Here is a 20,314-nt window from a genome sequence, read left to right on the forward strand (position 1 = left end):
CCATTGATGGCGACCTGGTTCAACCGAACGGACCGCCTTCAATCGTATCGCACATACCGGCAAGCACTCGCTCGCCGGTTTCATTTTTCAAATGCGCATACCATGCCGCCGTCACTTCCGCATCTTTCGCATGGGTAACATCACAGCGCTTACGGGCTTTCAACACCAAATCTTTGGTGCGCTCCACGCGACGGCTTTCATAGCGCAACAGCGCATCCTCAATCCCCAAAGAGTGTGACGCCAGCGTCTGCGCCAGCACCACTGCATCTTCCATCGCCGCACAACCGCCTTGCCCGATATCCGGCGTAGTGCTGTGCGCGGCATCGCCCAGCAACGCCACGCGACCTTTAACAAAACGGCTAAAGGGTTCGATATCGTGGATTTCCACGCGATTGGTGGTTTCCGGGTTAAGACGTTCTATCAGGCGCTGCACCGGTTCGGCCCAGCCGCTGAAGTAGCCTTTAAGGTCACTTTTCAGCGTGGCGCGATCCTCCGACAAGCCTTTTGGCAATGGGACATCAAAGAAGAAGTAGAAGCGGTTATCGCTGACCGGCATCAGCGACACGCGTTTGCCTTCGCCAACAAAAGTGGTCCATTGATCGGCGGGCGCAATAGCCTCATCAATCGTCACCAGGCCGTTCCAGTTGACGTAACCGGCGTAACGACGTTCGATGCTTTCGCCCAGTACATAGTGGCGGATCACCGAGTGCGTGCCATCGGCGGCAATCAGGAAATCGCCTTCGGCCTGGCTACCGTCATCAAACCAGGCGGTGACGCCGTGCTCAGTTTGTTCAACCTGCGTGACGCGTTTGCCAAAGCTAATACGCGAACGTCCGTAGGTATCGATGAGCATCGCCTGCAATTCGGCGCGCGCCACTGGATAAGGATATTCACCCACCTGTTGCACCAGCGGTTCCATGCTGAAGCGGGTGAGTGTGCTGCCGCTGTGCGCATCGTTGTAGGCCATAAACGCCATGTTGCCACCCAGCGCGCGCAGCGGCTCTTTCATACCCAACGCGTTGAGGCATTTTACGCCGTTGGGCCAGATGGAGATCGCCGCACCCACCGGCTTCATCTCTTTCACTGCTTCAAACACCGCAGTGTCAAAACCCGCTTTCTCCAGCGCAATCGCAGCACTCATACCGCCAATGCCCGCGCCAATCACAATTGCTTTCATATCCGTCTCCTTTGCTATGCATAAGAGACTGCAACTTTTGTACCAGATTCGCGTGGAAGCCGACTTGCGGTTATCTCTTTGATTTTACATTGGCACAGCAGCATCTGGCTTTGCTGTTCTGCACTACAGTGGCGCACATCTATGCACTGTAGAAGGGCAATTTGTGACAAAGGTTGAATCGATTGTTTCAGCATGGTAATTGGCGCCGCAGCAGCCATACTCTTTACACCCTTCCCGCGAGGACTCAATCATGAAATGGATAATGGCATTAGCCTTGCTGTTCAGCATTAGCGTGCTGGCACAACCCCAATGGCAGCCGGAACGAAAAGCGCCGATGGTCCAACTGACGCCGATTGCCGCCAAGTGCGATGTTTCAGCGTGTCAGCAGAACTGCTATGTGCAGCAATCACAGTGCAAAAACGACAATAACGGCGGCTGCGGCTCGTTAGCACAAATTTGCGTACAAAACTGTGCCAGTCAGTGTCGTTAAGTGAAATAAATCTGTCATAACCGAGTGCTAGCGTGTTTCCCCGGCAAGGTAATATTTTGATAACAGGGGAAAATAATGAAAACCCGCTTCACACTGATTGCAACGGTTCTTCTGCTGGCACAGCAGGCACATGCGGTTTCACTGCCCGATGCGGCCGCGCTGGCAGGCTTAACCTCCACCGGTTCCACCTCCGCTTATAGCGATCTCGAGCAGCAATCTTTACAGGCTGAACGTCGGGCGCTGCAAGGCGACAGCAGCACGCTGACGCGTGAGCAACTGGAAAAAGCCAAACAGACCGCGAAACAGGCTGACAAGCAGTGGCTGAAAAACAGCGGCTACGATTTCAAAACTAAAGAGAACCAGCAGGCCGGCATTGCGCTGCTGTCCGGCTTTAGCGCGTTGCCCGCCAGCGTGCTTGATGCCAGCCAGGCCACCGTTACCAATATCAATCTGAACGCCACGCAAAATGTGCGTCATCAGGCACTGGCCGATGCGGAAGCGATCAGCTATCTCTATTTCCTCTCTGATGCGCTCGGCCCACGTCTCGGCAAAGCCTTCCTCGCGGCTTACGATAAAGGTGAGATCGGCAAAGCGGCGGCGTTGATCAAAGCCAGTGAAGTCAGCACCAGCGCGGCGAAAAAGCACTTTAACTATCCGCGACCGTTCCTGCGTGAGGGCAACAGTATTCATCTGGTGCCGGACGATGTGGTGGTAACAGACAACGTGCGTTACACCGCCGACGGCGGTTCTTTCCCGAGCGGCCATACCAACACCGGTTACACCGATGCCTTGTTGCTGGCCGAAATGGTGCCAGAACGTTTTGAAGCCTTGGTAACGCGCGGCGCGCGCTACGGTTATTCGCGTTTAGTATTGGGCGTGCATTACCCGCTGGATGTGATGGGTTCGCGCATGGTGGCGCAACGCAACGTGGCAAACTATCTCAACGATGCGCGCTATCAGGCGCTGTTTAGTGAAGCGCGCGATCAACTGCGTGCCGCGCTGGAGAAAGAGTGCGGCACGTCGCTGGCTGAGTGTGCGCGCAGCGATGGCAAGGACGATCCTTATCGTTCACCAGCGATGAAGCAGTTCTATCGTTTCACCATGAGTTACAACCTGCCAAAAGCCAATGTGCAGAACACGCCTGTCAAAGTTCCGCAGGGCGCGGAGATCCTGCTGAAAACCGCGTTGCCGCAGCTGTCTGATGCGCAGATTCGTAGCCTGATGGTGAAAAGCGCGCTGCCAAACGGTTATCCGCTGTCTGGCAATACAGCGGATCAGTCATTCTGGCAACGTGTTGATTTAACGGCGGCGTTTGCTTTAGCGAAACCGACTTTGTAGGGTCGTCATTTATGGTGACCAGGTGCGCATGACGGTATGACTGCGCACCCTACGAAAACGCTCGTCACGCTTTAATCCGGCGATCAAGCGTGAAGGGCGCTGAAGTGGCTTGTGCAAAGAGGGCGGCGGCGGCGGGATGGTCGGGATTGAGGATGGCGTTGTCTTCGCCGGTCAAAATGCTGGGTACCGTCAACAGCAAAGGTAAGCCGCCTTGCAAATCGAGGAACGCGGCGCCGATCGCCTGCGTCTCTTCCTGCTGCTGATACTTTTGCCAATCGCTGGGCAGCTTACTGCTGTCCAGCGCCATGATTTCGCTCTCAGGGATCGGCAGGGTAAAAATCACAAATCGGCTCTTCTCCAGCATCGCTTTACCGGCATGCACCACCAGTTCCAGCGTGGCGAGCGCCTTTGAGCTACTGAGGTAAACCGTCTTAATACCGGGCGGATTCCAGCGTCCGCCCCATTTTTCAGCGCCAGCGCCGCTAAATGCCTCGCTGGCATACTCTTCTTTCACTAAACGATAAAACAATCGATGGGGAGCATCCGGTTCCTTCCGTTGCGTCATTACACAATCACTCCGTGTTCCAGGCGACCAATCAGCGTTAACACCGCATCACAGCCCGCAGGCGTGCTCAGCATCTCCATTGGCAATGCATCGTCCAGTGCCAACGCAGGTTGATACATCCAGTGCATGGCAGCGTCAACGTCACCGGCAAATAATTGCAATACGGCATCCAGAATTTCGAACACCTGATACACTCGCGCACCTTGCTCCACCGAGAGTTGCGATCCAGCTTTCTCACGGCGGCGATAGGTATTGCGATCGATCGAGACCATTTGGGCAACATCCAATGGCGTTGCTTTCAGCACCGTGGCCGCGCGTTCAACGATGCCAACGTCCAGACCTTCGGTGATCAACTGATGTGCTTTCAGCGGATTACGCGGCAAGCCCATTTGATCCATAAAAGATTTCCGAGCGTGCTGAATCAGCGTCGGATCGAAGACGCGTGCGGCATTGCCGTGATTGAATGGGGATGCAGTTGTCATAACAACCTCCTGAATAATGTTCATTTGAACATTTTGATAGTTCAATTGTACATCACTGCGCAGAGGTTGTCATTTTTTGTACGATCAAGCCAGTAAAATCAACCGGCTTCCTGCCACATCTCGCGCATCGCCAGCTCCAGCTTCTTAAACACCCGATAACGCGTATCATGAAACGCAACGCGATCCGCTCGCGGCAGCAGCGCGCCGGGATTGATCTGCACCGCCTGCTGCGCGGCCTCGGCGAGATTACGCCACGCGCCGACGCCCACACCGGCACACAATGCTGCGCCTAGCGCGCCGGTTTCTTTGCACTCCGCAACGCGAATCGGTATGTCTAACACGTCAGCAAACATCTGCAGCCAGACGCAACTGCGCGCCGCCCCGCCCGACAAAATGGCCTGTGTAAAAGGAATGCCCGCCGCACGCAGGCGATCGATATGCGCCCGATGAGCAAAGGTCACGCCTTCAAACAGCGCGAACAGCATATCGGCGCGCGTATGCCAGCCGCCTAAGCCATAAAATCCGGCTTTGGCCGGTTCCGATTTACGTCCGGAATAGAGGTAAGGGTGATAGAGCGGTAGCTGGGCATTGGGTTGCACGTGCGCCACGCTATCGCTGCTGCGCGCCGCGCCTTGACCGCCGCGACCGTCGTCGAATTCGCGCAGGAACCAGTCGAGATTTGCCGCCGAGGTGGCGCTGGCCTCAATCGCCATATAGCGATCGGACTCAATAATGGAGTTCATAAATACCGGACGCAGATAATCGGGTTTATTCACTACCACCTGATTGATGCTCCACGTCCCGGCGACAATCGAGGCTTCACCGGTGTTCACCACGCCAGAACCGACGGCGCTGGCCACCACATCAAAGATGCCCGCCACCACCGGAATGCCTGCCGGTAGCCCAGTGAGCTGGGCAGCACGGTCTGTGACATGGCCAACCACCTCGCAGGATTCACGCAGTGCGGGCAGCAGGGCGAGCGCCTCTTCGATGCCGTACAGCGCCATCAATTCACGGCTGTAGCCGCGCGCGCGATAATCAATCAAGCCCGCTCCGGCGGCATCCGAGAAATCAGCGCTGATCGCGCCGCTGAGAAAATGGGCGATAACGTCTTTCGCTAACAGTAAATGGCCGACTTGTGCCCAGCGCTGCGGTTGATGTTGCTTAATCCAGCGGATTAATACCGGCGTTGCAGCTGGCCAGGGTTTTTGCAGCGAAATCGGGTAGATGTGCTTATCCGCGCCGCTGATTTCCAGCGCGTGCACTGTGTCACAAGCGCGATGATCGATAGACTGAATACCAAACAGCGGTTGCTGATGCTTATCCAGCGCATACAAACCGTTACCGTGACCGGCCGCACCAACCGCAATCACATCGCTGGCTGGCGTTCCCGCCTGTTGCAGGCAACGGCTCACCGCATCGCTGACGCCATGCCAGATATCCGCCACCGGTCGTTCGGCGTATCCTTCCTGCGGACGATGGGTTTCTCCCGCGCACTCGGCCACCGACAATACGCGACCGCTAAGATCAAACAGCACCGCTTTGATCATGGTGTTTCCGGCATCAATACCGACTATCTTCATATCCGACTCCGTGCAACTGGCGAAGACGGCGCACCGCTTAAGCGCCGGTGCAGGTAAGGCTTAACCCTGCTGATAGATTTCCAATGCGTCCGGGCCGCTGGCGCCCTGATGAATAATCGCCATCAGCGCTTTCACCACGCGGGACGGATTATCGTGCTGATAAACATTGCGGCCATACACCATGCCGCTGGCACCTTGCGCCATCAGCGCGGCGCTTTTGGTCAGCACGCCCGCCAGTTCACCTTTGCCGCCGCCGCGCACCAGCGTGGGACAGCGCGCTGCTTCCACCACGCGATGAAAATCTTCCACGTTCTCCGTGGGATCGGCTTTGATAATATCGGCACCCAACTCACGCGCCAGCCGTACCAGCGGCACAATCTTCTCCACATCGCCCAGCGAGCCGTAAGCTACGCCTTGCCCGGCGGGAGCCATCACCAGCGGTTCAATCATCAGCGGCATAGCGTAGCGATCGCAGGCCTGACGCAGGCGGCCAATGTTTTCAACGCACATGCGGAAAATGCCCGGTTCATCGGGGATCAGATAGAGATTAACTACCACTGCGGCGGCGTCCATCTGCAACGCGGCAAGGATTGGTTCATCAGGATTGTGCAGCACCGCCCACATTTCCCGGTGACGCGCCGCGTTGTAGGCATTGCCCACATCGGTGCGCATCACCAGCGCCGGTTTACGTCCCGCCACACGTTGTAGCAGATCGGCCTGACCGTAGTTGACCTGGATCGCATCCGGCTGTGCGGCGATCAGGTTATCCATCACATCTGCAATATTCTCCAGGCCAATGAGGAAATCAGGCTCGTTGGCGATACCGTGATCGATGGCGACGTCCAGACATTTACCGTGCTGAAACAGACGTTGCATGCGCACTTTATTGGTTACTAACATGTTGTGTTTCCTCCTGAAAAACCGTGGGGTAAAGGCCGGTAAGTCCGTGCAAACGTGCCAGATTGGCGCAGCCACGCTGCAGTTGCTGCGCACGTTCGCTATCGCTCCAGCCGAGCGTTGCGGCCATGATCTCGGCAATCTCCTGCACCAGCGGCGCGCTAAGTTCACCGCAAATTGCCAGCGAGGTGCGCCGTACCAGCAAATCCTCCAGCTGATAAACCTGTTCATGCTCAATCAGATAACGTAATTCGACATCGCTGTAGGCGGCGTGATGCTGCAACATTTGCTCGCCGTTCTGCTGGATCAGCGCCAGCAGCGGCAGGGCGCGGCTGCCGTAACGTTTGGCGAGCTGCATCACGCGCGGCAGCGGCACGCCATAACGCTGCGCCAGTTGCGCCAGCCACGCGGTTTGTCCTGAAGGTTTGGGGAAGTCACGCCCGCCGCCAATCGGCACATCACCGGTTGATACCTGACGTTTTTCGCCGAGCAGACGCAGCACGCGATCCGCCGCTTCTTCACCGAACTGGCGGAAAGTAGTCCATTTGCCGCCGACTAAACAGAGCGTGCTCCAGGCGCGATTCGCGTCAGCCGGCAACACCACTAACGAGTGATTACGTGAGATTTGGCCATTAAGTTTGGCGTCGCTGGCGGGCAGCGGACGCACGCCACAGAAGGTATACACGATGGCGGAATCCGGCACCGCGATGTGCGGAAAGACGAAACGCAGTGACTCAAGGATGTAATCCTTTTCCTCCTCTTCGCACACCACCGCATCGGGATCATCCACGCGGATATCGGTGGAACCCACCAGCACCTTGCCGAACCACGGGAACATGATGCAGACGCGGCCTTCCTGGTTCTCGAAATAGACCATTTCGCCATCCAGCATATGCAGCAATTCGGGGTGATTGAGGATCAGATGCGATCCTTTGGTGCCGCCAATCAGCTTTGGCAGATCGCGGCTGGAGGTGATGCGTTGGTTAAGCTGGTCGATCCAGGCGCCACCGGCATTCACCAGCACATGCGGTTGCAGGCTGAAGCGCTCGCCGCTCAACGCATCCTGCAAAATTACGGTTTCTCCCTCAGCGCTGAACAGTTGTAAATAATTGAGCGCCAGCGCCTCTGGACAGGCTTTTTCGGCATCATCAATCAACTCGAATCCCAGTCGTTCCGGTGCGCTGATCCAGGCATCGTAATAGCTGGCGCTGTATTTCACCCAGGGCGCAAATCCCGGCCAACGATCGCGCGTGGCGGCTTCATTGCGCACCTGATGCTTCGGCATCGATCCGTATTGGCGGGTGTAGATGTCATACAGGCTGAGCCCGGTTTTAATCAGCAGCGCACCACGTCGTGTCGGTTTATCGCTCAGGCGTAGAAAACGGCGCGTGGCATTGACTAAGCCGCCAGCGAGATTATCGATCGGCACCGTGGTGCGTAAGGGGAAGACATAATGCGAGGCATTTTTCAGCAGTCGATCGCGCTCGGTGACCGACTCTTTGACCAGCGTGAACTCACCGGTTTCCAGATACCGCAAACCGCCATGAATCATGCGCGACAGCGCACCGCTGGCGGCCTGGCACCAGTCGCCTTTTTCCACCAGAATCGCCGGAATGCCCTGCAATGCCAGTTCGCGAAATGTACTGATGCCGTTGATGCCGCCGCCGACAATCAACACCGGTGTCGACGACCGCAGGCGCAGAGCGCTCAGGCGTTGTTCGCGGGTTTTAATGTTATCCATGAGATGCTCCAGTTCCAGTACGCCAGGATGAGATCGTAGTCGCTGGAGCTGTGCTGGAGGACGAAAGGTGAAGGAATTGTTAATAGAAGGAATAAGAGTTGAGAGGCTGGTCACTTAACTGGTCTTTGGAAGACTGACGGATCTGTATTAAGCGAAGGCGTTATCCAATTACAGGGTGAGAAGCGGTAAGGAGAGATTAAGGGCTGGCAACTTGGATAGCGCAATGCTCTCGGCGCAGCAGTGCGTCGATGCCATTCTGCAAGCACTATCGAAAACGTCAAAATCCTGATCGTTGAGTGGTGGCGTTCAACTCGTCGCCACTTTCACCTGAAAGCTATTTTTCATTCTTAATGTGATCAACTTCCGGATTCGGCGGTTGTGGCATTGTTTATTGCTGCGCATTTGTTATGAATGAAGTGTAATTTAGTTTCGAATGAAATACGCAAGTTAACGAATCGGAGCATGTCATGAATAATACTTTCACTTCATTGCAACAACCTGATGATTTCAAACAAAACGTTCGTCTGATGAAAAGCGTGCTGAGAGAGCAGATCGGAGATGTCGAAGGTCTGTTTGAACAAGTCAGAAGCAAAATCGTCAGCGAAATTGCCGCCGCTCGTGCGGAAGAGGCGCAAAACGGCAGCGCGTGGCCGCAGGTCAGCCAGCAGGATATTGCGGCGGGACGCATCAGTGATGAGGTGAAGGATCATATCCGTCGACGCGGTTGTGTGGTGGTGAAGCAAACTTTCCCGCGCGAACAGGCGCTGGCGTGGGATGAGTCGATGCTCACGTACCTCGATGACAACGATTTCGACAATGTCTATAAAGGGCCGGGCGATAACTTCTTCGGCAACCTTGATGCGTCCCGTCCGGAAATCTACCCGATTTACTGGAGCGATGCGCAGATGTCAGCGCGCCAAAGCGATGCCATGGCCCAGACGCAATCTTTCCTCAATCGCTTGTGGACGTTCGAGTCACGCGGCACACGCTGGTTTGAACCTGACGTCAGCATTATTTATCCCGATCGTATTCGTCGCCGCTTGCCGGGCACCACCTCCAAAGGTCTCGGCGCACACACCGATTCAGGCGCGCTGGAGCGTTGGTTATTGCCAGCGTATCAGCAGGTGTTCAGCAAAATATTCACCAACCAGTTTGATCAATACGATCCCTGGGATGCGGCGCATCGCACAGAAGTGAATGAGTATCAATCGGGCACCACCACCAAGTGCTCGGTATTCCGGACTTTTCAGGGCTGGACTGCGCTGTCGGATATGCAGATTGGTCAGGGCTTGCTGCATGTGGTGCCGGTGCCGGAAGCGATGGCCTATTTGTTGCTGCGTCCGTTGCTGAAAGATGTGCCGGAAGATGAGTTGTGCGGCGTCGCGCCGGGCAAAGTGTTGCCGGTATCGGCGCAGTGGCATCCGGAACTGATTGACGGCTTGTGTTCGATTCCTGCGCTGCAGGCTGGCGATTCGGTATGGTGGCACTGCGATGTGATCCATTCGGTTGCGCCAGTAGACGATCAGCAAGGCTGGGGCAATGTGATGTACATTCCCGCCGCGCCGCTGTGCGAGAAAAATGCCGCCTACGCGACCAAAGTGGCGCAAGCGCTGGCCACCGGTGCATCGCCGAGTGATTTCCCGCAGGAGGATTACGAAACGCAGTGGCGCGATCGCTTCACCCTCGATGCGTTAAATATCAACGGTCGCCGCAGTCTCGGATTGGGCTAAATTTCTGGTAAGCTTGGCAAAAACTTCACAGTAGCGGGTGTTATGAACGCACGTCATCAGCAGATTATCCAATTGGTTAGCGAGCGCGGCAGCGTCAGCGTTAATGAGCTGGCGCACACCACCGGCGTCTCGGAAGTGACCGTGCGTCAGGATCTCAATCTCCTCGAGAAAGGCGGCTTTCTGCGCCGCGTGCACGGTTCCGCCGTGGCGCCAGAAAGTGATGACGTCGGCGCACGTATGCAAACCCGCTTCGGCGTGAAAAAGCGTCTGGCCGAATACGCAGCGTCGCTGGTGAACAGCGGTGAAACGGTGTTTATCGAAGGCGGCAGCACCAACGCCTTGCTGGCGCGTGAACTGAGTGAACGCAACGACATCACCATCATTACCGTGAGCCATTACATCGCCGGATTGCTGCGTGAAAAGGGCGGCGATGTGATCATCCTCGGCGGCCTGTTTCAAAAAAGCAGTGAATCGGTGGTGGGGCCGCTGACGCGTTTGTGTATTCAGCACCTCAATTTCCACAAGGCGTTCATCGGCATTGATGGCTGGGATGCCGTCACCGGCTTTACCGGCCGCGATATGCTGCGCTGTGACGTAGTTAACGCCATCATGGAAAAACCCACGCACACCATCGCGTTGACGGATTCCTCAAAGTTTGGCCAGATTCATCCTTTTGCGCTGGCACCGCTTCAGCCGTTTAAACAGCTGATCACCGATGCCGAACTGGAGGCGAGCTATCTAAAAACGCTGCGTGAGATGGGCGTGGAAGTAAGTTTGGTTTAATTTACGCGATCAGTTATTCAAGTGAAAAAGGATTGATGAATTGCCTGTTCCACAGACTTTCCCGATCCACCTGGCTCAATTCGGCTTCATCACAAACATGATGCCAATAGGTTTCGATAGCCGTTTTTAACATCATGAAATGCGTATGCGCGTCAGTGCGGCTCAAAGCAAAGTGGTGAGCTGCATCCAGGCAGCTGCTCATGCGACTTAAATTATTGTTGCCGCTTATCAGCATCGCCTGCGAGGCTTCGTTGCCAGCGCGGCCCTGCGGGCAAATATCATAAGCAGGCGTAAGACTGAAGCTTTTACCATCCCAGAATGCAGCATGATTGCGGGCATGGTCATCGGTATTGCCGCAGAGAATATTGAAGCAAAGCCGTTTATACAGTTCCAGCAAAGTCTCTTTGGGCGACGCAAATCGCTGTCGAATAATTTCAGCGAGTGTTTCGTAACTGGCATAGCGCGCCAGCATATCGTCGAGTTCAAACAAGGTCAGCGCCGAAAGCATTACTTTTCGTGTCCATCCATCAGCTTTTTGTTCGCGGTCGAAACGCTCGATCATGATCACATCGCGTCCAGCTGCTTTGACTAACTTGACCGGGGCGACATGCAAACCTGCCAACTGCGCCAATCGCATCGCCAGGAATTCGCCTTTTACTACATTCCAGATATCCGCACTGGCAGAAAATTTAGCAATGTATTTTTTTCCCTCAGCCTCGATCAGCGCTTTGGGCCGCGCGCCACCGATCGACGTCCCATGGAAAAGCGCCTGATCCAATTCAGGTGTTAACGGCACGCCTTTTTCGACCCGATCAGCAGACTCCAGTAATTCATGAAGGGTGACATTCGCAGCCGATCGCGGAATGTACTCCGTTGCCGAGTGCTGGAAATCCAGGGCACCAATGCGATCTGAACCAGACTCGATGAGATACGTTAGCTCATCGAGTATTCCGGTATCGACGTTGGCACCTTTCCGTCCCATTCGACGGTTGATAATGACACGTCGTCCCCAGGCATCAGGCGCGCTATCACGAATACAGCCCGCAATCTTTAACCCATTCAGCGGCGGTATAACGCCAGTCTGCAGAGGAAGTTCATTGGGATTGAGCGGGATGCGGTTTTCTCGCTGTAGATAACTACGACCATAGTTGAAAAACAGCGTATCGCCTTCAGCCTCTATCCTGCCCGCCACCACTGGCGATATCTCACCTGGAAGCCATATCCATACGTAAGCGTCTCTTAAACGCGCTTCAGAAGTCATCCTTCACCTTCCTGCTGCTCTTTATTTTGCTGGTGTGTTTAGGTAACAGCTTTAGCTTTTCCTCAACACGATTTCGATGACTGACCAATGAGGGCAAACTCACCTCTGTATCAAACAGGGGAATATCCAGGATGGCCGCAATCTCAAAATAACTGCCAATCTGACATTTCACATCGCCTTGCTCAATACGATGTAAAGTCCCACGCGAAATGCCAGCTCTTTCAGCCAATGCGGATACCGGAATTTGCTTCTCAATACGTTCAGCACGAATCAAGGAAGCCAATAAGGCAATCGCTTCCTGCGCATAACGTGAGGTAGGTGAAGTGAAAGAGGTCATCATCTGTTCCATGCATGGTACCAATAAGGGTTATATGTACTCTATGTGGAACATTTTAAACATAAGCGTATGTTTTTTCCAATGCTGCATGCTGGCGCGGATGTTCTCTTTATAGTACCAATAAGAATCATTGGTACTATAAAGAGAACATCTAACTATTCTTTTTTTAACCCACCAATTCCTGCGCCGTCAATTCATCCGTGATCAAACCGGTCACCAGACCGCTGGCCAGCACGGCGCGGATCGCTGCAACTTTACTGGCGCCGCCCGCCAGGGCGACAATCTCTGCGCGATGCGAAAGATCGAGATCCACCGACAAGGTGCGTGCCGTCAGGTTGGTGTGAATCATCTGCCCATTGGCATCGAAGAAGTGGCCCAGCAGTTCGCCGACAGCGCCGGATGAGGAGATATCATTGATCTCCGCTTCATCAATCATGCCGGCTTCAACCAGTTGAGCGGCGGGTTCCACGGTGCCAATGCCCACCAGTTTGACTTCACTCTGCGCCGCCATGGCAAATACCTCGCTCACGCCGCGCTGCGCCAGCAACACTTCACGATCTTCCTGAGTATTCGCAAAGAAAGGCACGGGCATCATGTAAGCCTGCGCACCGGTTTTCTCGGCGATGCGATGCATGACGTCGTGGGGATTGAGCGCGTAGTTGCGAGTTAAACAGCCGAGCAGCGAGACAAAGCGCATGTGCGGCGCATCGATACGCGGTAATTGGTGGATGGCGGCGGAAAGGGTGCGGCCGTGTCCCAGACCTAGCGTGGTAGAAGGCGACGCGATGAGCAGATTACGCAGATAATCCGCGCCCGCCATGCCCAGCGCACGTACCGGCAAACCTTCTTCACCAAGGTCAGGCGCGACATGACAGAAGTTAAGCGCGAATTTCGCCCGCAGCCGATCTTCTAACGCAACGCAGGCGACAATATCGCCATCGATAGACACCTTCACCGCGCCTTCCGCCACCATGCGCGCAATCATGCGGTGCGTTTTCACCGATGGCAGCCCGAGTCGTTTCGCCACTTCCGCCTGCGTCAAACCGCCGACGTAATGAAGCCAGGCGGCGCGCAGCGCCAGAGATTCGTCGCGTTCAGTCGAGGTTGGTGCCGGTTTCATGGGTTGTCCTTTGGTTTAAAATGTGCACTTTGGCCCTCATCCCAACCTTCTCCCGCAGGCGGGAGAAGGAGCCGATCGAGCAGCCTGCGCGGACAGTTCCCTCGCCCGCTTGCGGGAGAGGGTTAGGGTGAGGGGAAATGCGCACCTCACTCCGCCAAATGCAGATCCTGCACGCCGGTATCAATATGTCCGGCCCAGAAGGCGACGCTTTCGGCGATCTCGGCTACCACCTTGCTGTCGGTTGGCTCGCGCTCTTTAAAGCTCAGTTCAAGGCAGATCTCATTATCCTGCGCACCGCCGCGCGCCAGCGCGTCCAGCAGCGGCTGCGGCTGTATGCGGCCGCCGGCATTGTACTGCAATGTAAAAGGTCTGTGTCCGCCTTTATCCAGCATGCTCTGTTTAATATGGATAATCGGAGAATAACGCGGCACCGCTTCGGCCCACGCATAGGGGTCGTAATCGCGCGGATCGGCGGAGGTAACATCACCGTGATCGATATCCGCCATCATCCACATCGGCAGCGCCATCGAGGCTTCGCTCAAACGCTGCTGCAGCGCTAAACAGGCAGGAATGGTTTCACCAAACTCGCGGCCGACGCTCATCGGCTCCCAAAACAGGTATTTCAGTCCGGCGGCTTTGGCGTGTTCGGCAACGTCGGCCCAGCAATCAATGGCGATATCGATCAGTGCGTCGCGGCGCGCAACATCGTTGAAATCCTGCTGAGTAAAGATGGCGAACTGCGATCCCACCGAATCGCCACCCAGTTCGGCGGTGATATCGGCGAAGGTTTTAAACCAGTCGACGTAATAGCGGCGCACTTCAACATCAGGATGGCCAAAATGGTTGAGGCGGCCATACGGCCCGGTCATGCCGGAGGTCACGCGCACGCCGGTGGTGCGCAGCGCCTGCTGCATGCGGCGCGTCATGCGCGTGATGGTCGCAGCGGGCCAGCCGGGATTGATGAATTCATGGGTGAGCTGCACATCACGAATGCGGATCTGCTGCGCCACGGTGTGAATCAAATCCTGCGGTTCGGCAAAGCGATTCACCAGCGGATTGGTATTCAGTGACAGTGTTAACGGCATGATTCACCTCTTATCCGGCATGCGCACGCAGCGGTACGGGAGCAGCAAAGGTGGCGTTGAACCACTGAGTGAAAGCCTGTTGCTGAGCCTCATCGAGGTGCAATTTATGCTTGGTGCGACGCCACAACACATCTTCAGCCTGCTGCGCCCACTCGTTTTCCACCAAATAACGCACCTCAGCTTCATACAGTTGCCCACCAAAGTGACGGCCAAGTTCGCCCAGCGCATTGGCATGACCAATCAACTTATCGATACGCGTGCCATAGAGCCGCGCATAGTGTTTGCGCAGCGGCTGCGGCAGCCACGGCCAGCGCGCTTTAACCTGCTCTAAGAAGCTGTCGAAATCGGCGTGTGGCATATCGCCGCCTGGTAAGGTGGCGCCCCGCGTCCAGTCCGCTCCCATGTTGGGAAAGAACGGTGCCAGCTTCTGAATGGCGTGTTCAGCCAGCTTGCGGAAGGTGGTGATCTTGCCGCCAAACACATGCAGCAGCGGGGCGTTTTGCTGATCGTCGAGGTCAAACACGTAATCACGCGTCACCGCCGATGGATTGCCTTTGCCGTCATCAAACAGCGGACGCACGCCGGAGAAGCGCGTGATCACATCGCTGGCGCGCAGTTTCACCTTGAAGTAGCGATTCACCACATCGATCAGGTATTGCTGCTCGCTGTCGTCGGCGGTGACCGCTTCCGCTTTGCCCTGCCACGGAATATCGGTGGTGCCGATCAGCGCTTTATCGCCCTCATACGGATTGATAAAAATCACCCGCTTGTCGGTGTTCTGCACCAGATACGCCTGCTGACCTTCCCAGAATTTCGGCACGATGATGTGCGAGCCTTTGACCAGCCGCACGTTGCGACTGCTTTTGGTGTGCGTCACCTGATTAACGATATCCAGCACCCACGGCCCGGCGGCGTTGACCAGCACTTTGGCAAACACGGTGCGCGAGGTACCGCTGACATCCTGCAGGGTGATTTCCCATTTGCCGTTGTGACGTGTTGCCGCCACGCAGCGGGTGCGCGGCAGAATGGTAGCGCCACGCTCGGCGGCATCCAGCGCATTCAGCATCACCAGCCGCGCATCATCCACCCAGCAATCGGAGTACTCGAATCCTTTGCTGTAGCTGTCCAGCAGCGGCGCACCTTCGGGATCGCGGCGTAAATCCAGCGAACGCGTGCCCGGCAGTTTCTGACGGCCGCCAAGGTGGTCATAGAGAAACAGGCCGAGGCGCACCAGCCACGCCGGACGATCGGTTGGGCTATGCGGCAACACAAAGCGCATCGGCCAGATGATATGCGGCGCGGCGTTGAGCAGTACTTCGCGCTCGATCAGCGCCTCACGCACCAGACGAAACTCGTAATACTCCAGATAACGCAGGCCGCCGTGCACCAGCTTGCCGGAGCGCGATGAGGTGCCCTGCGCGAGGTCATCTTTCTCACACATCATCACCGACAAGCCGCGACCGGCGGCGTCACGCGCGATACCCGCACCGTTGATACCGCCGCCAATCACAAATAGATCCAGCATGTGTTCACTCATGATTTACTCCTTAAAACTGTTTTAGCGCGTGCCAGGCGGCAGGAAGATCGTTACGCATCTGCTGATAGGTGGGGAACAGCTGGTTGTAGCGCTGCCTCAGTTCGCTGGCCGGTGCTTCGGGCGCATCCAGCAGCGGCATCACCCAGGTTTTGACGCAGCTCTCCATCGACGGATACGCGCCAATCGCTACCGCCGCCATCATCGCGGTACCGGCCGCACCGGCTTCGTCGCGCTGGCTGATGCGCACCGGCGCCCCAATGCAGGCCGACAAAATCTGGCGTAACGGCTGCGAACGCACTGCGCCGCCGGTTAACCGGATTTCCCCCGGTAAACTGCCCATCGCCTGATAGCAATCGCGCGCGGCAAAACCAATGCCTTCGATTACCGCCCGCACCAGATCGCCAAAATTGTGGGTGTAACTCAGGCCGGTAAAGCTGGCGCGCGCTTCGGCATTAACAAACGGTCCGCGCTCACCGGCAATCGAGATATAAGGGTGATAAAGCAGGCTGCCGGGTTTGGCCGCGTTGAGCCAGCGATCGATATGTCCCACCAAACGGGCATGATCGATTTCGCAACCAAAGCTGTTGAGCAGATCGCTGGCGAGATTCAGCAGCCAGTCGAGATTGAGCGTCGATGCCATATTGGTTTGCACCTGGGTGACATAGCCCGGCCACGGCAGCGGAATCACGTAGCCGGTTTGCGCCGGATTCAGCCACACCTCATCAATGGTGACGCTGCGCAGATGAACGCCGGTCGATCCAACAATTGAGCAAGCGGTGTTGGCTTCACCGGTATGCACGCCAGCGCCAAGCGCGGTCATCGCCATATCGACATAGCCGAGACAGATTGGCGTGCCGGCCCGTAAACCGGTGGCCTGCGCGGCTTCAGCGGTTAATGGATGCGTGGTTTCCGTGCCTTCAATAATTTCCGGTAGCAGATGACGACGCTGTTCCAGCCCCAGCGCGGCAATCACCTGATCGTCATAACGCTGGTGGCGGAAGTTGCCAAAGGTAAAGCTCGCCTCGGAAGGGTCGGTGGCGCGAATACCGGTGAGATTGAGGTAAAGCCAATCCTTGCAGTGCAGCGCCACTTCGCTGTGGGCTAACAGTTCGGGGTAGAAGTGATCCATGTGCGCCAGCTGCGATCCCTGCTGACAGGTGTTGAGTCCGGTGCCGGTCGCGCTAAAGCGTGCGGCAGCTAACGGATGCTGATTGAGTTTTTCAACCGTCAGTGCCGCGCGTGCGTCCAACCAAATCCACGCATCGCCGACCGGCTGATTGTTGGCACCCACCAGCCAGCTGCCGTCGCCCTGGGCGGTGACGGCCACCGCCACAACCCGCGCGGCGAGATTGTCGACGCGCTCGCCCAGTTTACGTATCGCGGTGACTGCATCCTGCCAGGTTTGGCTCATTGACTGCTGCGCTGCGCCGCCTTCGCTGCGGTAATAACGGTTACGCACCGATGCGCATGCCAGTTGCTTGCCTTCCAGATCAAACGCCACCGCTTTAACCACCGAGGTGCCGGAATCCAGTCCCAGAATGATATCGCCACTATCCACGTACACCTCCGAAAGAAAAAGAGTTCTGTTCATCGCCGTGATCACCGGAAAGGTGTTAATGGGCTGTGATGAATTTGCTAAATAATGTCTTACACCACTTCTCACTGAGATAACATATAAACTGTATTATTTTTCGATAAAACCAATAAATTTCATTTCGGATAGCGAAGCAGATCACGGATTAGGTGGTAAATCCTCACAAGAAGAAATGAGACATCACGGAAAAAAAGCTTATATGGCGGGGTTTAATGCGCTTTGTGACGAGGCCGACATCAAATAAGCGATCCAGATCGCTCTCCTGAAAAAATTGCGCGCCACCTGTTGACAATTTAGTCACACCAGCACAATTCTCATCACACAAGTTATCACATTTATAACATTGTCGGCGCGATTATCGCAGCTGATGTCAGTGAGAGGTCTCGTTATGTCCGATGTCTCAATTCAGGCCCAGCAAATCTCCCGTAAGCGCGTGCGGCGCTACGCCACCCTCGGTGTGGTGGTGATCGCGGTGATCGCGGCGATGGCGCTCGACACCAAGGTGGTAAAAATGGGTTCCGCCGAGGATGCGCAGGAACAAGGCTTCTCGCCGGAGAGTTACGGCCAGAAAACCTTCCCGACCATTCAGCAGGATGTTGCATCACGCGCGGTAGACGCCAAAACGTTAGCCGATGCGCTGCAAACCAATCAGCAGGAAGCAGTACAGAAGTATGGCGTTGGCGCGCCGCTGCCGGTGTTTGCCGTTAAATTCTCCGGCGTGGTGCAAGCGGGGCAGATGGGCATCTTCCCGCTGAAAATCGACGGATTACCGGCAGATATGCAGGTGCGGCTGCAAACCGGTCCGGCGATTACCGGCACCGATCTGCGTGACGCCAACGGTAAGATTCAGTTCGGCGATTTCACTAACCAAATCGAGTATCAAAATGCCGGTTCGGCGATCAATCGTGCGATGAAAAGCGCGGTGCTCGACAAGCTGGACCGCGATGCATTGCCGGGTAAAACCGTGCAGGTGGTTGGCGTGTTCCGCTTACTCAACGCGAAAAACTGGATGGTGACGCCGGTCAGCATGGAGGTGAAATGAAACCGTTCAACCTCAATCCCGCCTTGCTGAAAGGCGAAGTGATCCTGCAAGCGCGCAACGTCAGCAAAGTGTACGGCTCCACGCACGCGCTGAAGGGCGTCAATTTCGAAATTCGTCGTGGCGAAGTGACCACGCTGTTTGGTGAAAACGGCGCGGGCAAATCGACGCTGATGAAAATTTTGTCTGGTGTGATTACGCCAACAACCGGGGAAATCTTGTTACACGGCGAGGAGAAGACCTTTCGATCCGCCACCGAAGCGCGTGACTGTGGCATCTCGATTATCCATCAGGAGCTGAATCTCGCGCCGAATATGAACGTGCGCGACAACATCTTTATGGGGCGCGAAATCATGAAGCCGGGCGGCGTTGATTATGCCGAAGAGGCGCGCGTAACAGCGCACCTGATGGCGGCGCTGGAGGAGGAGATCGATCCGCTGACGCCGGTGGAAAACCTGCGTCTGGGACAGCAGCAGATTGTAGAGATTGCCCGCGCGCTGTCGGTGAATTCGCAGATTCTGATCATGGATGAACCCACCTCGGCACTGAGCGCGGCGGAAGTGGCGGTGCTGTTTCAGGTGATCCGTGATTTAACCAGCCAGGGCGTCGCGATTGTCTATATCTCGCATCATCTCGAAGAGGCGCTGGAGATTACCGATCGTGCGGTGGTGCTGCGCGATGGCGTGATGACCGCCTATGCCAAACGCGAAGAGATCGATCTCGAATGGATCGTGCGCAACATGGTCGGCGATCACTTTGATCTGGGATCGCCGCCGCAGGGTTACGACTTCGGCCTGCCGGCGCTGACGGTGAAAGATCTGACGCTGAAAAGCAAAACCGGCATTCGGCTGGTGGACAACTTATCGCTGGCGGTGCAAGCCGGCGAGATCGTCTGCATTTACGGGCTGATGGGCGCGGGGCGCACCGAGTTGCTGGAGTGCATCGCCGGACGTCTGCAGCAAAGCAGCGGCCATATTCTGTTGCAGGACACCGATATCTCCGCGCTGAACATTTCACAACGCATTCAAATCGGGCTGGCGCTTGTGCCGGAAGATCGGCAGCGCGATGGCCTGGTACAAACTATGTCGGTGGGGGAAAACCTGTCGCTGGCCAGCATCGGCGACTTTGTGCGCGGGCTGGTGCTCTCCAGAAGCCGGGAAAAACAGCTGGTCAACGACAGCATTCGTAACGTGACGGTGAAAACCGCCGGTGGCGATGCGGCGATTGGATCGCTCTCCGGCGGCAATCAACAAAAAGTGGTGATCGGCAAAATGCTCGCCACCCGTCCCAAAGTGATTCTGCTGGATGAGCCGAGTCGTGGCATCGATATCGGTGCCAAAGCGGAAGTGTTTCGCCTGCTGGCGGAGAACGCCAAAAAGGGGCTGGCGGTGGTGTATACCACCTCGGAAGTGGGCGAATGCCTGAGTATTGCTCATCGCATTGTGGTGATGAGCAAAGGGCGCATCTCCGCCATCTTCGACGCAAGCGTCAGTAAAGAACGCATTATGGCCGCTTCAGGCGAGTCTCTGGTGGCATGACATGAAAAGTGGAGCAA

18 protein-coding genes are annotated in these 20,314 nt (G+C 56.1%); 6 read left to right on the forward strand and 12 right to left on the reverse strand.

The genetic code is table 11. The features are described from left to right. Positions 1 to 19 precede the first annotated feature (19 nt). Positions 20 to 1,177: an FAD-dependent urate hydroxylase HpxO gene (gene hpxO, locus PanJK_RS06695; protein WP_265298229.1), complete on the reverse strand. Its 1,158-nt coding sequence runs from the start codon at positions 1,175 to 1,177 to the stop codon at positions 20 to 22. 250 nt (positions 1,178 to 1,427) lie between these two features. On the opposite strand from hpxO, the gene PanJK_RS06700 reads away from it, so the two are divergent. Beyond that, entirely contained in the window at positions 1,428 to 1,667 is a 240-nt protein-coding gene (locus PanJK_RS06700; protein ID WP_265298233.1) for a hypothetical protein, read from the forward strand. 75 nt (positions 1,668 to 1,742) lie between these two features. After that, positions 1,743 to 3,005, forward strand: a complete 1,263-nt coding sequence (locus PanJK_RS06705; protein WP_265298235.1) for an acid phosphatase — start codon at positions 1,743 to 1,745, stop codon at positions 3,003 to 3,005. 64 nt (positions 3,006 to 3,069) lie between these two features. Here PanJK_RS06705 and PanJK_RS06710 read toward each other — a convergent pair whose 3' ends face one another. The 5 genes from PanJK_RS06710 to PanJK_RS06730 all read right to left on the reverse strand — a co-directional run bounded on the left by PanJK_RS06710 (position 3,070) and on the right by PanJK_RS06730 (position 8,273). Continuing rightward, positions 3,070 to 3,570 carry an RES family NAD+ phosphorylase gene (locus PanJK_RS06710; RefSeq protein WP_256696477.1) on the reverse strand — a complete coding sequence of 167 codons (501 nt, stop codon included), beginning with the start codon at positions 3,568 to 3,570 and terminating at the stop codon, positions 3,070 to 3,072. Next, positions 3,570 to 4,052 carry an antitoxin Xre/MbcA/ParS toxin-binding domain-containing protein gene (locus PanJK_RS06715; RefSeq protein WP_265298238.1) on the reverse strand — a complete coding sequence of 161 codons (483 nt, stop codon included), beginning with the start codon at positions 4,050 to 4,052 and terminating at the stop codon, positions 3,570 to 3,572. Before PanJK_RS06715 ends, PanJK_RS06710 begins: the two co-directional genes overlap by 1 nt. Before the next feature lie 98 nt (positions 4,053 to 4,150). Further along, a complete protein-coding gene (locus PanJK_RS06720; RefSeq protein ID WP_265298240.1) occupies positions 4,151 to 5,635 on the reverse strand; it encodes an FGGY-family carbohydrate kinase in 1,485 nt (494 codons plus the stop codon). A 60-nt stretch (positions 5,636 to 5,695) separates the two neighbouring features. Beyond that, the gene (locus tag PanJK_RS06725; RefSeq protein ID WP_265298242.1) at positions 5,696 to 6,535 is read right to left on the reverse strand and encodes a class I fructose-bisphosphate aldolase; all 840 of its coding nucleotides are present in this window, start codon (positions 6,533 to 6,535) and stop codon (positions 5,696 to 5,698) included. After that, positions 6,519 to 8,273 (reverse strand): glycerol-3-phosphate dehydrogenase/oxidase, encoded by a 1,755-nt coding sequence (locus PanJK_RS06730; RefSeq protein WP_265298244.1) that lies wholly within the window; start codon positions 8,271 to 8,273, stop codon positions 6,519 to 6,521. The genes PanJK_RS06725 and PanJK_RS06730 overlap by 17 nt, the downstream gene beginning before the upstream one ends. Positions 8,274 to 8,740: 467 nt before the next feature. Here PanJK_RS06730 and PanJK_RS06735 point away from each other — a divergent pair, with 467 nt between their 5' ends. Together PanJK_RS06735 and PanJK_RS06740 are read left to right on the forward strand one after the other, a co-directional pair. After that, the gene (locus PanJK_RS06735) at positions 8,741 to 10,003 is read left to right on the forward strand and encodes a DUF1479 domain-containing protein (RefSeq protein ID WP_265298246.1); all 1,263 of its coding nucleotides are present in this window, start codon (positions 8,741 to 8,743) and stop codon (positions 10,001 to 10,003) included. Between the two features lie 42 nt (positions 10,004 to 10,045). Next, on the forward strand, positions 10,046 to 10,786 hold the full coding sequence (locus PanJK_RS06740) for a DNA-binding transcriptional regulator YciT (protein WP_265298248.1): 741 nt from the start codon (positions 10,046 to 10,048) through the stop codon (positions 10,784 to 10,786). A 13-nt stretch (positions 10,787 to 10,799) separates the two neighbouring features. Here the strand turns inward: PanJK_RS06740 and PanJK_RS06745 are convergent, their stop codons facing one another. The 6 genes from PanJK_RS06745 to PanJK_RS06770 all read right to left on the reverse strand — a co-directional run bounded on the left by PanJK_RS06745 (position 10,800) and on the right by PanJK_RS06770 (position 17,717). Continuing rightward, complete coding sequence (locus tag PanJK_RS06745; protein ID WP_256696470.1) at positions 10,800 to 12,047, reverse strand: type II toxin-antitoxin system HipA family toxin; 1,248 nt, start codon at positions 12,045 to 12,047, stop codon at positions 10,800 to 10,802. Further along, positions 12,037 to 12,396: a helix-turn-helix domain-containing protein gene (locus PanJK_RS06750; protein ID WP_265298251.1), complete on the reverse strand. Its 360-nt coding sequence runs from the start codon at positions 12,394 to 12,396 to the stop codon at positions 12,037 to 12,039. Before PanJK_RS06750 ends, PanJK_RS06745 begins: the two co-directional genes overlap by 11 nt. A gap of 154 nt (positions 12,397 to 12,550) precedes the next feature. Beyond that, positions 12,551 to 13,504 (reverse strand): sugar-binding transcriptional regulator, encoded by a 954-nt coding sequence (locus PanJK_RS06755; RefSeq protein WP_265298253.1) that lies wholly within the window; start codon positions 13,502 to 13,504, stop codon positions 12,551 to 12,553. A 146-nt stretch (positions 13,505 to 13,650) separates the two neighbouring features. Continuing rightward, positions 13,651 to 14,589: a sugar phosphate isomerase/epimerase family protein gene (locus PanJK_RS06760; RefSeq protein ID WP_265298281.1), complete on the reverse strand. Its 939-nt coding sequence runs from the start codon at positions 14,587 to 14,589 to the stop codon at positions 13,651 to 13,653. 10 nt (positions 14,590 to 14,599) lie between these two features. Then, complete coding sequence (locus tag PanJK_RS06765; protein ID WP_265298283.1) at positions 14,600 to 16,126, reverse strand: glycerol-3-phosphate dehydrogenase; 1,527 nt, start codon at positions 16,124 to 16,126, stop codon at positions 14,600 to 14,602. A gap of 10 nt (positions 16,127 to 16,136) precedes the next feature. Next, positions 16,137 to 17,717 carry an FGGY-family carbohydrate kinase gene (locus PanJK_RS06770; RefSeq protein ID WP_265298285.1) on the reverse strand — a complete coding sequence of 527 codons (1,581 nt, stop codon included), beginning with the start codon at positions 17,715 to 17,717 and terminating at the stop codon, positions 16,137 to 16,139. 391 nt (positions 17,718 to 18,108) lie between these two features. On the opposite strand from PanJK_RS06770, the gene PanJK_RS06775 reads away from it, so the two are divergent. Then, a complete protein-coding gene (locus PanJK_RS06775; RefSeq protein WP_265298287.1) occupies positions 18,109 to 18,762 on the forward strand; it encodes a DUF2291 domain-containing protein in 654 nt (217 codons plus the stop codon). Next, positions 18,759 to 20,297 carry a sugar ABC transporter ATP-binding protein gene (locus tag PanJK_RS06780; RefSeq protein WP_265298289.1) on the forward strand — a complete coding sequence of 513 codons (1,539 nt, stop codon included), beginning with the start codon at positions 18,759 to 18,761 and terminating at the stop codon, positions 20,295 to 20,297. The genes PanJK_RS06775 and PanJK_RS06780 overlap by 4 nt, the downstream gene beginning before the upstream one ends. Positions 20,298 to 20,314: the final 17 nt, after the last annotated feature.

Origin of the sequence: Pantoea sp. JK (assembly GCF_026130245.1) — a bacterium.
GTDB classification, from domain to species: domain Bacteria; phylum Pseudomonadota; class Gammaproteobacteria; order Enterobacterales; family Enterobacteriaceae; genus Pantoea; species Pantoea trifolii.

Coding starts and splice junctions, on each gene's coding strand:
- hpxO (WP_265298229.1), bottom strand. CDS start 1,177: ATGAAAGCAATTGTGATTGGCGCGGGCATTGGCGGTATGAGTGCTGCG.
- PanJK_RS06700 (WP_265298233.1), top strand. CDS start 1,428: ATGAAATGGATAATGGCATTAGCCTTGCTGTTCAGCATTAGCGTGCTG.
- PanJK_RS06705 (WP_265298235.1), top strand. CDS start 1,743: ATGAAAACCCGCTTCACACTGATTGCAACGGTTCTTCTGCTGGCACAG.
- PanJK_RS06710 (WP_256696477.1), bottom strand. CDS start 3,570: ATGACGCAACGGAAGGAACCGGATGCTCCCCATCGATTGTTTTATCGT.
- PanJK_RS06715 (WP_265298238.1), bottom strand. CDS start 4,052: ATGACAACTGCATCCCCATTCAATCACGGCAATGCCGCACGCGTCTTC.
- PanJK_RS06720 (WP_265298240.1), bottom strand. CDS start 5,635: ATGAAGATAGTCGGTATTGATGCCGGAAACACCATGATCAAAGCGGTG.
- PanJK_RS06725 (WP_265298242.1), bottom strand. CDS start 6,535: ATGTTAGTAACCAATAAAGTGCGCATGCAACGTCTGTTTCAGCACGGT.
- PanJK_RS06730 (WP_265298244.1), bottom strand. CDS start 8,273: ATGGATAACATTAAAACCCGCGAACAACGCCTGAGCGCTCTGCGCCTG.
- PanJK_RS06735 (WP_265298246.1), top strand. CDS start 8,741: ATGAATAATACTTTCACTTCATTGCAACAACCTGATGATTTCAAACAA.
- PanJK_RS06740 (WP_265298248.1), top strand. CDS start 10,046: ATGAACGCACGTCATCAGCAGATTATCCAATTGGTTAGCGAGCGCGGC.
- PanJK_RS06745 (WP_256696470.1), bottom strand. CDS start 12,047: ATGACTTCTGAAGCGCGTTTAAGAGACGCTTACGTATGGATATGGCTT.
- PanJK_RS06750 (WP_265298251.1), bottom strand. CDS start 12,396: ATGGAACAGATGATGACCTCTTTCACTTCACCTACCTCACGTTATGCG.
- PanJK_RS06755 (WP_265298253.1), bottom strand. CDS start 13,504: ATGAAACCGGCACCAACCTCGACTGAACGCGACGAATCTCTGGCGCTG.
- PanJK_RS06760 (WP_265298281.1), bottom strand. CDS start 14,589: ATGCCGTTAACACTGTCACTGAATACCAATCCGCTGGTGAATCGCTTT.
- PanJK_RS06765 (WP_265298283.1), bottom strand. CDS start 16,126: ATGAGTGAACACATGCTGGATCTATTTGTGATTGGCGGCGGTATCAAC.
- PanJK_RS06770 (WP_265298285.1), bottom strand. CDS start 17,717: ATGAACAGAACTCTTTTTCTTTCGGAGGTGTACGTGGATAGTGGCGAT.
- PanJK_RS06775 (WP_265298287.1), top strand. CDS start 18,109: ATGTCCGATGTCTCAATTCAGGCCCAGCAAATCTCCCGTAAGCGCGTG.
- PanJK_RS06780 (WP_265298289.1), top strand. CDS start 18,759: ATGAAACCGTTCAACCTCAATCCCGCCTTGCTGAAAGGCGAAGTGATC.